Source organism: candidate division KSB1 bacterium, assembly GCA_034506255.1.
GTDB classification, from domain to species: Bacteria; Zhuqueibacterota; Zhuqueibacteria; order Zhuqueibacterales; family Zhuqueibacteraceae; genus Coneutiohabitans; species Coneutiohabitans thermophilus.
Genome location: JAPDPX010000002.1, coordinates 56069 through 72264, shown reverse-complemented (window position 1 = coordinate 72264; position 16196 = coordinate 56069). Strand labels below are relative to the sequence as shown.

Here is a 16196-nt window from a genome sequence, read left to right as displayed (position 1 = left end):
TGCGTGCGATGCCGCCGGGCCGGTCATCGGAGCCAAAAAACTTGCATCTTTGCATGAGCCGAGGTATTATGCCCCTGTTTTGTCGAACCCTTTCTCCCCGGGCCATATAACCTGCATCACTCTCTGCTTATGCTGAAAAGAACTGCTGTCCTGCTTCTGCTTCTCCCCGCCCTGCTTTGCCAAAGCTGCCGCAATTCTCACCGGGAAATTGCGGAGATCATCCGGCTCGAAAACCGGCGGGTGGCGGCTCGCGAGCTGGTCAAGTTCGTGATGCATCCGAAGGAGGAGGTGCGCAAGCGCGCGGCCATTGCCCTGGGCCGTTCGCAGGATCCGGATGCCGTGCCGGCGCTGGTGGAGCTGTTGCGCTCGGGCAATCCCACCGTGCGGGTGGAGGCAGCCTTTGCGCTCGGCCAACTGGCGCAGGCCAACACCGCCAGCGTGGTGCTGGCTTTTCTCGCCACGGAAAAAGATCTGGAAGTGCGCCTGCATTTGCTCGAAGCGCTCGGCAAGGTTGCCAGCGATTCATCCCTGCGCCGCATCGATTCCACCCTGGTGCATTTGCTGCAGGACGACATCCCCATCATGCGCGCGGAGGCGGCGCTCACCATCGCCCGGCTGGCGCATCGCCGCTTTTCCCAGCCGGGCTGGGGCGCAAAACTCACTGCCCTGTTGCAAGATGACAGTGAGGAGGTGCGCTGGCGTTGTGCATATGCCTTGTTTCGTCTGGCCGATGCTGCCACGGCACCGGCTCTGGAGCAGGCACTGCAGGATCGCAGCAGCCGCGTGCAAATGCAGGCGGCACGCGCACTCGGTGTCATCAACGACCAAAAGGCCATCCTCCCTCTCAGCCAGCTCGCACGGCATGACCCGGACTGGCGCGTGCGCGTCAGTGCGGCGCAGGCGCTCGGCAACCTGCTCGACCCGCAGCGCGATACCACCCTGACGGCGCTGCTTCCCCTGAACGATTCCAACCTGCACGTCCGGGTGACCGCCTTGCGCGCCCTTGGCACCGCCTACGAACACAGCTCGCAGCGCCCGGCACATTCACCTGCCATCCCCCTGCTGCGGAATCGCATCAAAGGCGCGGCAGCCGATGGCGAATTCACCCCCACCTGGCAGGAACAAGTGGCTGCAGCGCAGGCACTGGCCACGGCACTCGGGCCGGAAGCCGTGACACCTCTCGCGCCCCTGGCCGCCAGTTCTGAAGTCTTTGTCCGAGCCGGCCTGGCGCCGGCGCTGGCCGCCACCCGCGCACCCGGCGCCCTGCCCCTGCTGGAAAAACTCGCCGGTGACACAGCCCTGCTGGTGCGCATCGCCGCCCTGGAAGCCCTGCCCAAAATTTCTGCACCAGCCCAAGCATTGCCGATATATCTAAGCGCCCTCGCCAGCGGTGATCAGGTGCTGACCGCCATTGCCGCGCAAAATCTCGCGGCCGATTCCAGCCGGCGCCAGGAGCACGCGCTCGCCATCATCCAGGCCTATGAAAAGTTGCCGGCGCCCATCGATGTGGAAGTGGCGCAGATGATTTTCAAAGCGCTGGCGGATTGCCGCAATCCGGCAGCCGTGCCGCTGCTGGAGGCGGCGGTGCAGGTGCCGGACAAGCCTTTTGCCGCGGCTGCGGCTGCAGCCTTGCGACAACTCACCGGCCGGGATTACAGCGACAAGTTGCCCCGCGAAACCAGGCCCTCCTGGGATTTCGAATATCGCGAAATCAGCAAGCTCCATGGTGCCTGGGCCACAGTGGAAACCGATGCCGGCACATTTGAGCTGCAATTTTTCCCGGAGGAAGCGCCGTTGGTGACGCTCAATTTCGTGCGGCTGGCACAGCGCGGATTCTTCAACGGTCTGCTCATTCATCGCGTGGTGCCGAATTTTGTGATACAAACCGGTGACCCGCGCGGCGACATGTGGGGCTCCCCCGGCTACTCTCTGCGCTCAGAGTTCAACCGGTTGCGCTACACCCGCGGCATGGTGGGCATGGCCAGCGTCGGGCCGGACACCGAAGGCTCGCAATGGTTCATCACCCATTCCGACCAGCCGCATCTCGACGGCCGCTACACGATTTTCGCGCGTGTGCGCAAGGGTATGGAGGTGGTGGATGAGTTGCAAGTCGGCCATCGCATCAAACGGATCACGATTCACCGTTAAGGAAGCAGCCATGAAAGGATTTTGTCGCACCCCGACGGCAGTGCTCATGCTTGCCAGCCTTTTGCTGCCGGCCTGCCAGCCGGAGCCCCGGCCGGAGCAACCAAACAAGTCTTATGCGCTCGCCTTTGATCCCTCGCAATCAGACTCCGCCGCCGTGCGCATCGCCCGGGAAATAAGCCGGGCGGTTGGCAGTGAAAAACTCGCACAAGTCAAACAACTTTCCTTTCACTACACGGTGCAATCAGACACCGGCATCATCGTGGATTGGAGTCACGATTGGGATCGCCAGACGAACCGCTATCGCCTGGCCGGCCGCCTGGGCCAGGATCAGATCGTGGTCTATTTCAATCTCAACTCACAGCAGGAGGGTGCCGTGTTCACCAACGGCCGGCGCGCCGGCGTGGAAGAAGCCCACAGCCTGCTCGGCATGGCCTACTCACGCTTTATCAACGACACCTACTGGCTGCTGTGCCCCTTCAAACTGATGGATCCCGGCGCCCGCCTGCAATATGAAGGCACGCAGGAAGTGCAGGGTGTGCGCTATGAGGTTTTGCGTTTGAGTTTTATTGAGAGGGTCGGTTTGACGCCGGACAATGTTTATCGCCTCTTCATAGATCCCGCCACCTACCTGCTCCGGCGCTGGGAATACATGCCGGTCGCCGGCGCCACCCCGGTCGCGGCAGTGTGGGAAAACTGGCAGGATTTCGGCGAGTTCAAGCTGGCGACAGAGCGAAAGATGGAAGGCAGCAATCGCCGTATTGTTTTCACCAACATCATGGCGGCGGCCGAGGTGGACAGCACCATCTTCGAAGTCCCATCACAAATTGGTGCGGGACAGCGCTGAGAGGCAGCGGCAGCGTGGCGTTAGTTTCAAAGTCACAGTAAATTTTCTACCGACTGTTCGCCGGCATCTTTTTTTTGAGAGAGGCCGGAAGATATTTTTGCGCGAGCTGCAGAACGCCCGGCGGCCCCGCCTCCACCCACTGGCGCAGATTGCGTTCATCTCCCCGGGCTTCCTGAGCGAGCCAAAGCGCCACCGGTAATGCGCCCCACTTCTGATCAAAGGGCCCGCTGGAAAGGCCCTTCATGAGCGCGCCGGATTCCTCCGGCCTCGCCTGCGCCAATGCCGCCAAGCGCTCGACCAAAATGGGTTGCAGCCGGGCCAGCACTTCCTGCGCATGCGGCGTCAATTCCCCTCCTGCACTCAGCCATTTGCTGGAAAGCGAACGATAGTTGCCCAACCCCTCAGTGAGGCATTCCCACAAGGCCGCCTCGAACGGCGATTGCAGGATCAAGCCTTTCTGCCGGCGCCAGGCTTTGTGCAAAACATGGGTAAATTCATGCGCGAACAATCTGTCGATCTTGTCGTGATTGGCGGCAGCCGTGGCCGGGCCGTACTGACGCTGCAGCTTGTGCAAGTCGAAGCAGATGATCGAATCGGCGAAGAGAAAAGCATCTTCGCCGCCGCGATTGCCCAGCAGAATTGCAATCGTACCAGGCGGCGGGAGGTTCACGAAGGGAATGCGCAACGAATCGATCATCGCGGGCCAGGCCACCGCCCGGCGGTGAATCAGATTCGCCCAGTCCGCTTCTGCTTGCGACCATTTTGGCTTGCCGGCGAGAACCTGCGGCAGCAACTCGGGATCATGCCGGCCGCGAATCGCCGCATGCCACGCGCGCGTGACCACGCCGTTCGCCGTAATGCCGTGTGTGATGACCAGCACCGTGCCGGCGCTGAAGCCTGCCGTCTCCTGGCCGAAAGCGAGGGCGGCTGCCGCCAGCAGTATCGCATTTGCGCACGCACGGAGCATCTTTCCGGTGGGTTGCAAGAGATTTCTCCTTTGATTGATGCAATGGCAGCAACTCTGAATGAATCCCAACGCACAACCGCTTGGCGCAAGGTCAAAAAATCTCTGCTGGCATTCAAGCGGAAAATCGCGGCGCACGACGGCGAATTTCCGCTTGCACTTCAGACCGTGATGCCGTAAGTTTTTCGCATGACCTCCAACGTGTCTTCGAGTCCCTGCTATTCCAGCCCGGCGATCATACCGGATTGCCGCCTGTTTTCCGGCTACAAACCGTGTGTCCCTTACAAATTGTGCGCCGGCTGCCAGGACCGTATCGCCATGGGCACGCGGATTTTAATCGTAAATCTCGATGCACTCGGCACCGTGCTGGCCACCACCGCGCAGTTGCCCGCCCTCAAGCGCGCTTACCCGGACTGCCACATAACCTGGATCACCCGGCCGAATGCCGTGCCGCTGCTGCAACACAATCCTTTCATCGATCATCTCGTCGAGTGGAATGAGGAGAACCGCATGGTGCTGCTGCAGCAGCGTTTCGAGATCGCCCTGAATGCCGACAAAAGCCGGCCGGCCGCGGCTTTCATGAATCTGGTGCAGGCGGCCGGCAAGCGCGGCTTCGGGTTGAATGAAAACGGTGCCATCGTGCCGCTCAATGCCGGCGCCGAGTACAGTTACCGCCTGGGCATCGACGATCATTTCAAATTCCGTGAGAACCGGCGCACCGGCAACGACATCCTGGCGCAGACGTGGGAGCTCGAGTATCGCCGTGACGAATATGTTCTGCACTTGACGGCCGAGGAACAGGCCGCCACCGCACGCTGGCGCCGGGAACTGGGGCTGCAGGAGGCTGAGCTGGTCATCGGCTTCAACACCGGCTGTTCGACACTTTTTCCATTAAAGAAACTGGAACTCGAAACCCAGGCGGCAGCGATCCGGCAACTTGCGACCGAATTGCCGCGCGCCAGGATCATTTTGCTGGGGGGCCGGGAAGATACCGAACGCAATCAACGCCTCGCCGCGTTGTGCGACGGCCTGGCCTTGCCCACGCCCACGACCCTCGGCCTGCGCCAGGGCATCGTGCTGGAGAATCTCGCGGACATCGTGGTGAGCGGCGACAGTTTGGGGATGCATCTCGCGATCGGACTGAAAAAGCATGTAGTAGCCTGGTTTGGATTGTCCTGTGCGGCGGAAATTGATCTCTACGACCGTGGCGTCAAGATCATCCGCGAGTTGCCCTGTGCGCCGTGCTGGAAAAAAGCCTGCGATCTGCCACACGGCCCGATTTGCGTGACGGAATTCCAGCCGGAGTGGATTGTGGCGGGGGTGCACGAAGCGCGGCGCCAGCTCGCCCGCCACATGCCTGCGCGCCGGCCGGTCAGTCAGGGTGTACCGCCCGCCCTGTGACGAACATAAACCTAAACTGAGCGATTGGACTGAGTGGCCCGCACGACGAGCTGCACCCGGACATTGATCTACACGTGGATGGCAAATCGCTCAACGCCAAAGGCGTGAAATGCTTATAAACACGCCCATGCCAGAACACCCCAACCCCGTCAGAGGTGACATGCGGACCAGCCCGATTAACATTTCACCCTTACAGGGTTTCTGGGTGGAGCATGTTTCCGTTCTATACATTTTTTACCCCTGACGGGGTTTGCAATACCTGAATTTTGCATGCCGGTTTGCTGTTGCCCGGAAGAAATGGCGTGTGTGAAGTGCAGCTTTACTGGAGTTAACAGCACGTTGGCCTGCAAAATTTTTTATGTACCCCGCTTGGGTGGTTGGCCGTCGCGATCAAAGCGGCGTTTTTCGCAGAGGAGATCAATCTGGGTACAAAATTCAGGCACAAAAGTTATTCTCAGAGGAAACACAGCGGAAAAATGTTGTCTGCCGGCATGCTGGAAGGCCAATGTTGCCGGCATTTTTGAAGCGATAAAATGCGTGGACAAAAACAAACACAAAGTCGCCGCGAGGCAAAGAATTTTTCTGCAGGAATTGCCACACACGAGCCTCATCACCACAAAGTTCATCATGGCCGTAAAATTTTCCCTCGTGCTCTTGGCGGGTTGCGTGGTTCGATAACCTTCGTGGTGACAGTTCTGTCCGCTTTTTGATCTGCCACGGCTTGGTCGTGGCATCCCTGCAGAGCGCATCGGCAGGATCGCAGAATAAAGCCACGGTCAAACCGTGGCGGAACGGTTACCCTTTGCGAAGCCCCCGCGGCTCCGCGTCCTTGTGTGTCCTGGCTTTTGGATTTTATCGCTTCGAAAAAGTTGACAGCATCGGGCTGGCAGTCCGCGCCACGGCCCTGGCATGGGATGTTGAAATGCCCCCGTGTCAGAAGGTGCCAACTTTTGCGAAATTGCTGCGGCTGCAACCAGGCCATTGCCACGGCATTCCAACAGGACTCGAAGTCAGTGATCCGTTTTTACCGACCGCATGAGCACACCCCCAGCGGAAACGATCACGGCTGAACCCGCCAGCCGGTTGTTGCCGATCACACTCGGCGAAGACCGCATTCGCCTCTCGGCCCTGGTGATCACCAAAAACGAGGCCGGCAACATTCAGGAATGTCTGGCTTCATTGCATTGGGTGCAGGAGATCATCGTGGTGGATGCCGAGAGCGAGGACAACACCGCCGCCCTGGCGCACAAATTTACCAACAAGGTTTTCGTGCGCAAATGGCAGGGCTATGCCGCGGCCAGGCAGTTTGCACTGGAACAGTGCCATGGCGAATGGGTGCTGTGGGTTGACGCCGATGAGCGTGTGCCGGTGGAACTGCGCGAGGAAATTTGCGCCCTGCTCTCCGGCACGCCGGCGTGTGCCGCCTACGAGCTGCCGCGCCTGGCGAACTTCCTGGGCCGCTGGATAATGCACGGCGGCTGGTATCCCGGCCATGTTGTGCGACTGTTCCGCCGCGAGCTGGCGGACTTCAACCATCGCCGCATTCACGAGGGCGTGGAAGTCCGCGGCAGGATCGGCCGGTTGCAGAACCATCTCCTGCACTACACTGATCGCGACCTGCGGCATTACTTCGAGAAATTCAACCGCTACACCTCCCTGGCCGCCGAAGAGCTGCAGCAAAGCGGCCGGCGCTTCCATTGGTGGGATTTGTTGTTCCGGCCGCCATGGATGTTTTTGCGCATGTATGTGTTCAAAACCGGTTTTCTCGACGGCCTGCCCGGTTTCATCCTCGCCTGCCTGTCGAGTGCGTATGTCTTCACGAAATACGCCAAGTTGTGGGAACTGGAAAAAAATGCGGCCGTGCGCTGAAACACGGCACAACCAAGCTGGAATCCAACACGCATGCAGCCTTCTGTTCTGCTCGAATCATTCTTTGCCGGCTCACGCCGGGCGCTGGCCAAGGTCATTTCAGCGGTGGAGAACGAAACGCCGGGGGTGGCGGAGCTGCTGCACGCGGTCTACGGCCGCGTCGGCAAAGCCTATCGCCTGGGCATCACCGGCCCGCCGGGCGCCGGTAAATCCACCATCGTGGATGAACTCACCAAGCTGCTGCGCCGCCAGAACTTCACCGTCGGCATCGTGGCGGTGGATCCCTCCAGCCCGTTTACCGGCGGCGCCCTGCTCGGCGATCGTGTGCGCATGGCCGATATCAGCGTCGATCCCGGAGTGTTTATCCGCAGCATGGCCACCCGCGGCTCGCTCGGCGGTCTCTCACAAAAGGCGCAGGAAGCCGGCGATGTGCTGGACGCCTTCGGCAAGGACTTCGTCATCTACGAAACCGTCGGGGTCGGCCAGTCGGAGCTGGATATCGTCGAAACCGCGGACACCGTAATCGTGGTGCTGGTGCCGGAGAGTGGCGATGCCGTGCAGGCCATGAAAGCCGGTCTGATGGAAATCGCCGATATTTTTGTGATGAACAAATCGGATCGCGCCGGCGCCGCACGCGCACTGCACGAGCTGCAGACGATTTTGCATCTGCGTCCGCCCGCACCCTGGCAGCCACCGGTGGTGGCGGCCACGGCCTCGGAAGGCAGGGGGCTGGAGGAAATTTGGCAACAAGTGACCGCGCATCGTGAGTTCCTCGAGCGGCAGGGCCAGCTTCATGTCAAGCGCCGCCACCGCCGCGAAATCATGATTCGCGAATTGGTCATACGCCGCTTGCAGCAGGAGTTTTGGGATGCCCGTGCCGAGCAGCTTTTGCAGGATCATTTGCGCAATTTTCACGAAAACGGCCTCTCGCCCTACGAAGTGGTGGACCTGCTCATGCAAAACGCCGCAGCCAGAAAATGATGACTCGCACATGGCAAGCGGCTTGCCAATGATTGAGTAGGATCACCACAGACGGGGATGGCAAAGGGAGTGCAGCAATCCGCGGTAAAACTGCATGGTCAACCCGAGCTCTTGACCAAAGCGAAACAGCGTTCGCTGTCCCGGTGCTTAGGTCTTGAAAATCAGTGACTAGTTGCCCGGAGTGGTGTGCGCCGGCAAAAGCGGGATTCCGGGTTTGACCGCGGTAACGAAAATGCCAGGAAAGTTGGCGCATGGCATGTGCCTTGCATGTCGGTGAATGGGTTGGTGATATTACACCGCAATATCAACCGCCCATCGTGTGGCATGCAGCGGAAGACAGCACGTACAGGCCGGCATCTCTGAACCAATCAACTTCAGATCATAGAGGCTGTCTTCCGCTTATGTTGTCATGTTGAAGTTCTCCTGGAGTTTGAAAAAGTGAACCGAAGCATGCTGACCTTCACCCTTGCCGCGGTGCTGACCGGCTGGCTCGGCGCAGGCGCGCAATCCCGCAACGCGGCGCAGGTGGAAATCACCGCACAACCGCGGCCGGCAGCCGAACCTGCGGGCGGGGGTGAAATCGATTTGACCATTCGCACCAGCAGCCGCGGCTACCTGACGTTGTATCAAGTCACTTCCACCGGCGGCTTCGAAATTCTCTATCCCAAACCCCATCACTGCTGGCGGGCGCTGGAGGCCGGCCGGAGCTACCGGCTGCAGGAATTGGCGGAGGATGTGCGCCTGCAGTATGAAAGCATGGCCGGCAACGCCTATGTGGGCGCCATTTTCACGGCACGCGCGACGCATATCGTCCCCTGGGTGGAGCAGGCCTTGCGTGCACAGGGTTTGTCCTCCGGCAGGGGCAATTTGACAGGTACAGCGCCGGATCCGCAACGGGTGATCGCAGATTTGGAAGCGGACATGCAATACCGACTGGGCATCTCCGCACGGCCGGCATTCGCGGTCGCCGCGATTCCCTTTGGTTTGCCGCCCGGTTTGGCGCAGGAGACTGGCGATTCAACCCGCCCGGTGCAGGCTGGGCAACCATCCCGCGCTTTTTCAGCAAGAGCAAAGCAGCCTGCATTGACGCCACCTTTGTTTGGCCGGTCCCCGGGCAGCGCGGGTGTGAACGCGTTCGAACCACAACACCAACCTGTGCCAGAGTTGCGCAGCAAACCCCGTGATACCGTCAGCGTTCCTGCAAAGCTCTCTCGTCCGGATTTCTTAACGCCAGGAAAACAGAAGACGCCGCCGCCTACCGGCCGTGCAACGGACAGGCAGCGCAACGCCAAAAGCCGTGAGCGCAACTGACAGGCGCAGTCCTTTTGCCTGAATTACCCTTGCAACTCACAAGGACTGGACAACGGAATTGTGCTGGTCGCGACGGGAGCCGGTCCGAAATCTCACCTTGACAATTTCGAAAAAATCCTCTACTGTGGGACCGTCATCGGGTAGGTGAGGCTTCACAGCTCCCTGCGATTGACGGCTTTGCTTACATCAATCCGCCTTCTCAATTTGAAACCTCTGCGCGCCTGGGCTCCATATTGGGATGGCGGATTTTTGTTTTTAGACCAAGTGCTGGTCAAGAGCCTCCAACCGCGCCGCCGCTGGCGATATTCTCGCTGCCGGTGCCGTTTTTCCGGGGTTTTCAATGAAGTGTTCGGGGGAGCGCAGGAAATCCATTTCTACAAGCGAGGAACATTCGAGTTGAGCCTTTTTCACAAAGGGAATGGCATCATGAAAGATTCCCGTCTGCACGCACCTGGTCTTGGGACGATGTCGCTGCTCGTCTTTTACAACTTCGCTACGGCGACCAACCTCCCCGGCCTGTCCCCGGGAATGTTGCTCCCCTCCGGCGAGGGCAGCGCCCACGCATTTGCGCTGGTCGAGAAGCATGACACCGGTGCTGCGCGCGGCGCAACAAGCCTGACAAAGGGCGCGGGTGCCGTGGCAGAGGAAACTCCGGCACTGGCTTCAGAAGGGGATTTCGAACAACCATTGGAGGTTACTCCCCGGGCGAAAGCCAAGGCGGGGCAGGTGAATCGCGTGCCCCTGCTCATCTTCAATGTCGCCAGCGGCAATTTCTCACCCACCACCGCCACCATCAAATGGCAAACGGATCAACCCGGCGATTCCCGGGTGGAGTTCGGTCGCACGACAGCATACGGCCAGTTCTCGTCCCGCGACACGGCACGGGTAACGGCCCATGCCATCATTCTAACGGAATTGACGCCAGGCACCACTTATCATTTTCGCGTAATTTCCATGGATGCGGCGGGCGTGGCCGCCTACAGTGCGGACGACACTTTCACCACCAGCATTCCAACGCACAGCGATGATTTCACCGGGAGCACGCTTGATCCCGACAAATGGCAACTGGGTGTACCCGCGCACAACCTGTCGGCGGTGGTGAATGGCGGCCTGCGCCTGCGCTCGACCAGCGGCAAAAGCGGCTGGATCTACACACGCGAAAAATTCTCCGGCCGCGACCGCATAGTGCAGGTCAAAGTCGTGCAGCCCAATGACGACGGTGCCCTGGGCATGTCGCCGACCGTCACCCCCAGCGCCAGCTTCGGATGTTACAGCGAGCCGAATTGGTATCGTTTTTACAATTACCGCAACCGCGGCAATGAGCCCTACCGGCTGCATGTGCAGTGGAGCAAAAATGGCGTTTCCGACGGATGGGATGTTGCCGCCGGCGTCCAATTCGAACGCGATTACCATCTGCGCCTGCGCACGGCAGCCGATTCGATTTTCTTTGAATATTCATTCGACGCCCAAACCTGGGTGACCGCTTACGCGGAAGTTTTCTCTTTGCCGGGTTACACGCTGGACAGTCTGTTCGTCTTCGAGCTGGCAGCCTACAGCACGCCTTCCAAAGGCGACTGGATCGTCGATGATTTCTTGCTGGGTTCGAGTCGGCCGGCGGCGACGGATACCATGTCGCCTGTCCTTTTCGCAGTGCGCAGCAGCGAGCTGACGCGCAACAGCGCCGTCATCACCTGGAACACGGACGAAGCATGTGATGCCCGGGTGGAATATGGCTTGACAGAAGGCTACGGTCTTTCTTCCCGGGTGACGGCAACGGCCGCAACCGCACATCGGATTGAATTACCCGGCTTACAGGAGGGCAAACTTTATCACTTTCGGGTCAAGTCGCGCGACCAGGCCGGCAACCTGAGTGTGAGCGGGGATTTCACCTTTGCCACGCCGGATCAAACTCCGCCGGTGATCACCAGCGTGCGCAGCGACAGTCTCACTTCCTCCTCCGCGCAAATCTGCTGGGAGACGAATGAAGCAAGCGATTCGCAGGTCGAATTCGGTGCAAGCCCGGCCTACGGTTTCATCACGCCGGTGCTGACGGACCTGGTCACCGCACATCGTCTGACCCTCACCGGCTTGCAGGAGGGCGTGACATACCACTATCGTGTCAAATCCCGCGATGCGGCCGGCAACCTGGCGCTCAGCGGCAATTTCACTTTCACCACGCCCGATCAAACCCCACCGGTCATTTCGAACGTGATGGTAAGCGGTCTGACGCCGGTGACGGCGCTGATTTCATGGAACACGAATGAGGCCGGCGATTCCCAGGTCGAATATGGCCGCTCGCCGGCCTACGGCTTTAGCACACAACTTGAGACGGCATGGGTGACGGCGCATGCCATCGAACTTGCGGATCTCGTGCCGGCCACAACCTATCACGGCCGCGTCAAATCGCGCGATCGCGCCGGCAATCTCAGCGTGAGTGCGAACTTCACCTTCACCACGCCCGACGGCCCGTTGTGTGCGGACGATTTCAACAGTGCCGCGTTGAATACGGCAAAATGGCAGGTGGGCGCCCATCCTGGTAATGCCACGACCGTGGAGGGCGGAGTTCTGCGGTTGCGCTCCAGCGGTTCAAGCAGCGGCTGGCTCTGCACGCGCGACCGCTTTGTCGGCCGCAGCAAGATCATTCAGGTGAAAGTCATACAACCCAATAATGACGGCGCGCTCGGCATGTCGCCCACCGTCAATCTCAACGCGCCGCATGGCTTCTACAACGAGGCCAACTGGTACCGTTTCTACAATTACCGCAACAGCAGCGCCGAGCCTTACAAACTGCATGTGCAGTGGAACAAAGCCGGGGTTGCGGGAGGAATCGATGTGACCAGCGGTGTGCGCTTTGACCGGGAGTTCTATCTGCGGCTGCGCACGACCACCGATTCCATTGCCTTCGAATACTCCTTTGACAGCATCGTCTGGCAGCGTGCCTACGCCGAGGCCTTTGCATTGCCGGGCTACACGCTGGACAACGAGTTTGCCTTCGAGCTGGCGGCCTACAACACCCCGGTGAAGGGCCAGTGGCTGGTGGATGATTTCGCCATCTATTCCGCCGAGACGCTTGCCAAAGGCGATGCCACCGCCCCGCAGATTTTCAACCTCAACCTGGCCGAGGTGGAAACCAATCGTGCCCTGCTCACCTGGCAGACCAACGAGGCCAGCGACACCCAGGTGGAGTATGGCCTGACGGAGGCCTATGGCTCACTGTCACCTCTCGATCCCAACCTGCGGACGTCACATGCAGTCGCGCTCACCAATTTGAATCCCGGCACACTCTATCACTATCGTGTTCGGTCGCGTGATGCCGCCGGTAATCTGGCGGTGAGTCGTGATTCCACCTTCCGTACAGTTGGCAGTGCCTGGCGTGTCCGGGTTTTGCTGGCCGATTCCCTCACCGGCCGCACAGCCGGCAGCCGCAGCGGCGGGCAGTTCGTTGCCGGCGGCGGCTGGCAGGTGACTGGCGCGGCGGACATGATTGTCTATGACCTCGGCTTCTATGTGGAAAACGGTTCGCTGGAATTGGAGCTGCGCAATTTCAGCCCCAAAGAGCAGAATTCCTTCCCGCGCCATCATATCGTCAGCATGTTTCGCAATCCCTGGGGCAATCATCACCCGGTGGAGAATCAGGAGACCGTGTGGGATTTCCACACCGGCACGCGCTATGCTCCCGGCGTGAAAATGCTGTCGTGGGCCTATGATCAACAGGAGCAGAATACCACGATCCTGGAGGATTGGCCGCGAGACCAGACGCATCGCATCAAAGTCACCTGGGAGGGCAACCGCCTGACTTACCATCGGGATGGCGTGCTGCAAGCCGCGCACACCCATGCCGCACCCATGCAGTTGCGCTACGTTTTTCTCGGCCGCGATCTCACTGTGGCCACCGATCTCGTCACCGGCTTCAACAACAATCAATATGGCGCGATGATCGGGCCGATTTATTCGAACCTGCTCGTCACCGCCAATCTCCCCGCCGAGGATGCCACCCCGCCACAAATCTCCGCGGTGACGATTCGGGAGCGTTATGCCAACGGCGTGCGGCTGTCGTGGTCCACCAATGAAGCAGCCGTCTGCTTCGTGGAATATGGCCCGACACCTGCTTTTGGTCAAAAAACACCGGTGTTGGGTCCGCCGGATTCCAGCTTCAGTGTCACGCTGGCGGATTTGCGGCCCAATCAAACCTATTACTACCGCATCACCGCCACAGACAACGCCGGCAACCGCTTCACCAGCAGCGGACAAACCTTCATCACCATGACGCGCGGCCGGTATGTTTTCAAACCGGCAGCCGACACCTACGTCGAAACCGCGGGTTTGTACGGCACTCATCGCAACCACGGCAATTACGGTTGGATGAATTTGGGCGCGGGCAGAGGCCGCGAATGTTATCTGCGCTTCACCGTGACGGGGTTGGATTCAACCGTGGCCACGGCCACCTTGCGGCTGCACGGCCGTCAATCCGGCGTTGGCAACAACCTGGTGCGCGTCCTGAACGGTGCCTGGAAGGAAAGAAACGTGACCTGGCTCACCAAGCCCATTGTCTCCGGCGCCATTTTGGACAGCATCCCCCTCGTGCAGGAGAAGGCATGGCACAACGCCGACGTCACCGCGGCCGTCAGCGGCAACGGCACCTTCAACTTTGCGCTGATCGGCCAGGGGCCGGATTTTGTGTCCTTTGATTCGCGGGAATCCCCGAACCACCAACCGGAATTGCTCGTCACGCAGCAGGGCTTTGAGGCCAGCGTGCCTTCCGTGCCGCTCTATGGCGTGCACGAGATAACATTGCATGCCAGGCAGGTCGGCACGAATCCCTATGTCGATGGCCCGTCTGTCACGGTGACGTTCACCGGCACGACCAGCGCCGCCCGGGGCAGGACCTCGCGCGTGAATGGTTTCTGGGATGGCGGCACCGTTTATCGTGTGCGTTTCTCGCCGCCGGCTTGGGGAGAATGGCTGTGGTCATCCGCCTCGAGTGATTCCGGGTTGCATGGCAAAACCGGCAAGTTGATCTGTGAAGGCCGTCTGCCCGCGAGTCATGCCGGCTGCAACGGCCCGCTGCGCCAGTCCGCCACCTTTCCCTACACCCTGGAAACGGCGGAGGGCCAGCCCTTCTTCCTGATGGGCGACACGCAATGGTCGTTCGCGAGCGCGAAAGTATCCTGGCCCGGGGAATTCAAAACCTATGTTGATGCGCGCGCGGCCCAGGGCTTCAATTATGTGCACGGCCAGCTTTATGCGCTGCGCCCCGACAGCAATGATTTCAACGAAGGCGGCCAGGCATTCATCAATCGCGAGGTCGATCGTCTCAATCCCGGCTACTGGCAGGCCTTTGACCGGCGGCTGGCCTACCTGAATGAGAAGGGCCTGACCGCAGGCCTGATGTTCGCCTGGGCGAATGAGGGCTGGCAGCGCTTCGCCACCACGGCACAAATCGATCGCTACGTGCAGTATCTGATCAACCGCTATGCCGCCTACCATCTCATTTGGATTCTGGCGGGTGAGTATGAAGAAGCGTCCGTGCCGGGCGGGTTTGCCCGCCTGGGCGAATTGCTCGCGGCCAATGATCCCTATCATCATCCCATCACCACCCATACGATCGATACCAATGCCGATGATTTCGGCACGGCAGACTGGCTGACGGTGATCTACCAGCAGCTCTTCGATCCCGGCCGGATCACCACCGACCGGCGCTACAACAAACCGGTGATCAATGCCGAATTCGGCTACGAGGGCGATCAGTCAGCAGAGGAGGTGCGCAAGGATGCCTGGCAGATCCTGCTGCGGGGCGGCTTCCTGGTCTACGGCAACACAGCCACCTTTCATCACGACGCGCTGATGTCACCGGAGAATCTTCACTCTGCCGGCGCCCGTTTCCTGGCGATTCTCAAGACCTTTTGGACCAACAACGGCCGCTACGCCATCAACTGGTGGCGCTATACCCGCTTCGAGGCACTGGCGAACGAGCGCTGGCTGGCCGGTGAACCGGGGGTGGAATACGTCGTGTATGTCGAGAACGCACAACCCTTCCGCGTCAATCTATCCGATGCCAGCGGCACCCTCAGCGGCCAGTGGTTCAACACCCGCACCGGCGAATGGGGCGCGCCGATCTTTGGCGTGGCCAGCGACACTTTTGCGCTGGCACCGCCGGCGGCCGGTTATGCCGCCTTTCTGAGCAGCAATACCGGCAGCGCGTCGAGCATGAAATGCCAGCCTTCCACCGCGGCTGCAACCCTCGGTTTGCCGGAATGCTTCGAGCTGGCGCAGAACTATCCCAATCCCTTCCACAACGAAACGGCGATCACACTGGCGTTGCCGGAGCAGGGCCGGGTCGAAGTGGTGATCTACGATCTGGCCGGCCGGGAAATCACGCGGTTGTATGACGGCCATTTGCCGCCGGGTTATCACCTGCTGCGTTGGAACGGCAAGCATGCTGCCGGCGGCAATCTGAGCAGTGGCATCTATCTGCTGCGCGTGATTTATGCCTCTCCCAACCACAGCCGGGAAGTAATGACCAGGCGAATACTGTATTTGAAGTGAAGGACGGGGCACTCCTCGCTCCCAAGCGTCACGCCCGGGCGCTGCCTGTGCACTCGCGCCGCAGCAGCGCCTGCTTCCCATCACCCGAATTCTGCAGGCAGTCACGGCGGTTTGTATTTTTCTGCATGATTC

The 16196-nt window shown here is 60.2% G+C and carries 9 protein-coding genes; 7 read left to right on the top strand and 2 right to left on the bottom strand.

Features of this window, described 5'->3' with window-relative positions; all coding sequences use genetic code 11:
- Nucleotides 1-129: 129 nt before the first annotated feature.
- Nucleotides 130-2148 (top strand): HEAT repeat domain-containing protein, encoded by a 2019-nt coding sequence (locus tag ONB52_03925; protein MDZ7415292.1) that lies wholly within the window; start codon nt 130-132, stop codon nt 2146-2148.
- A 10-nt stretch (nt 2149-2158) separates the two neighbouring features.
- On the top strand, nt 2159-2992 hold the full coding sequence (locus tag ONB52_03920) for a hypothetical protein (protein ID MDZ7415291.1): 834 nt from the start codon (nt 2159-2161) through the stop codon (nt 2990-2992).
- Nucleotides 2993-3038: 46 nt separating this feature from the next.
- Here the strand turns inward: ONB52_03920 and ONB52_03915 are convergent, their stop codons facing one another.
- Nucleotides 3039-3977, bottom strand: coding sequence for a hypothetical protein (locus tag ONB52_03915; GenBank protein ID MDZ7415290.1), 939 nt, complete (start codon nt 3975-3977; stop codon nt 3039-3041).
- 168 nt (nt 3978-4145) lie between these two features.
- Here ONB52_03915 and ONB52_03910 point away from each other — a divergent pair, with 168 nt between their 5' ends.
- Nucleotides 4146-5357 (top strand): glycosyltransferase family 9 protein, encoded by a 1212-nt coding sequence (locus ONB52_03910; GenBank protein ID MDZ7415289.1) that lies wholly within the window; start codon nt 4146-4148, stop codon nt 5355-5357.
- A 435-nt stretch (nt 5358-5792) separates the two neighbouring features.
- On the opposite strand, the gene ONB52_03905 is transcribed toward ONB52_03910, so the two are convergent.
- Nucleotides 5793-6131: a hypothetical protein gene (locus ONB52_03905; GenBank protein MDZ7415288.1), complete on the bottom strand. Its 339-nt coding sequence runs from the start codon at nt 6129-6131 to the stop codon at nt 5793-5795.
- A gap of 261 nt (nt 6132-6392) precedes the next feature.
- Here ONB52_03905 and ONB52_03900 point away from each other — a divergent pair, with 261 nt between their 5' ends.
- From ONB52_03900 to ONB52_03885, 4 genes are all read left to right on the top strand, one after another.
- Complete coding sequence (locus tag ONB52_03900) at nt 6393-7226, top strand: glycosyltransferase family 2 protein (protein ID MDZ7415287.1); 834 nt, start codon at nt 6393-6395, stop codon at nt 7224-7226.
- 33 nt (nt 7227-7259) lie between these two features.
- Complete coding sequence (gene meaB, locus ONB52_03895; GenBank protein MDZ7415286.1) at nt 7260-8207, top strand: methylmalonyl Co-A mutase-associated GTPase MeaB; 948 nt, start codon at nt 7260-7262, stop codon at nt 8205-8207.
- A 438-nt stretch (nt 8208-8645) separates the two neighbouring features.
- Nucleotides 8646-9518 (top strand): DUF4384 domain-containing protein, encoded by an 873-nt coding sequence (locus ONB52_03890; GenBank protein ID MDZ7415285.1) that lies wholly within the window; start codon nt 8646-8648, stop codon nt 9516-9518.
- 426 nt (nt 9519-9944) lie between these two features.
- Nucleotides 9945-16064, top strand: coding sequence for a DUF4038 domain-containing protein (locus ONB52_03885; protein MDZ7415284.1), 6120 nt, complete (start codon nt 9945-9947; stop codon nt 16062-16064).
- The last annotated feature ends 132 nt before the right edge of the window (nt 16065-16196 follow it).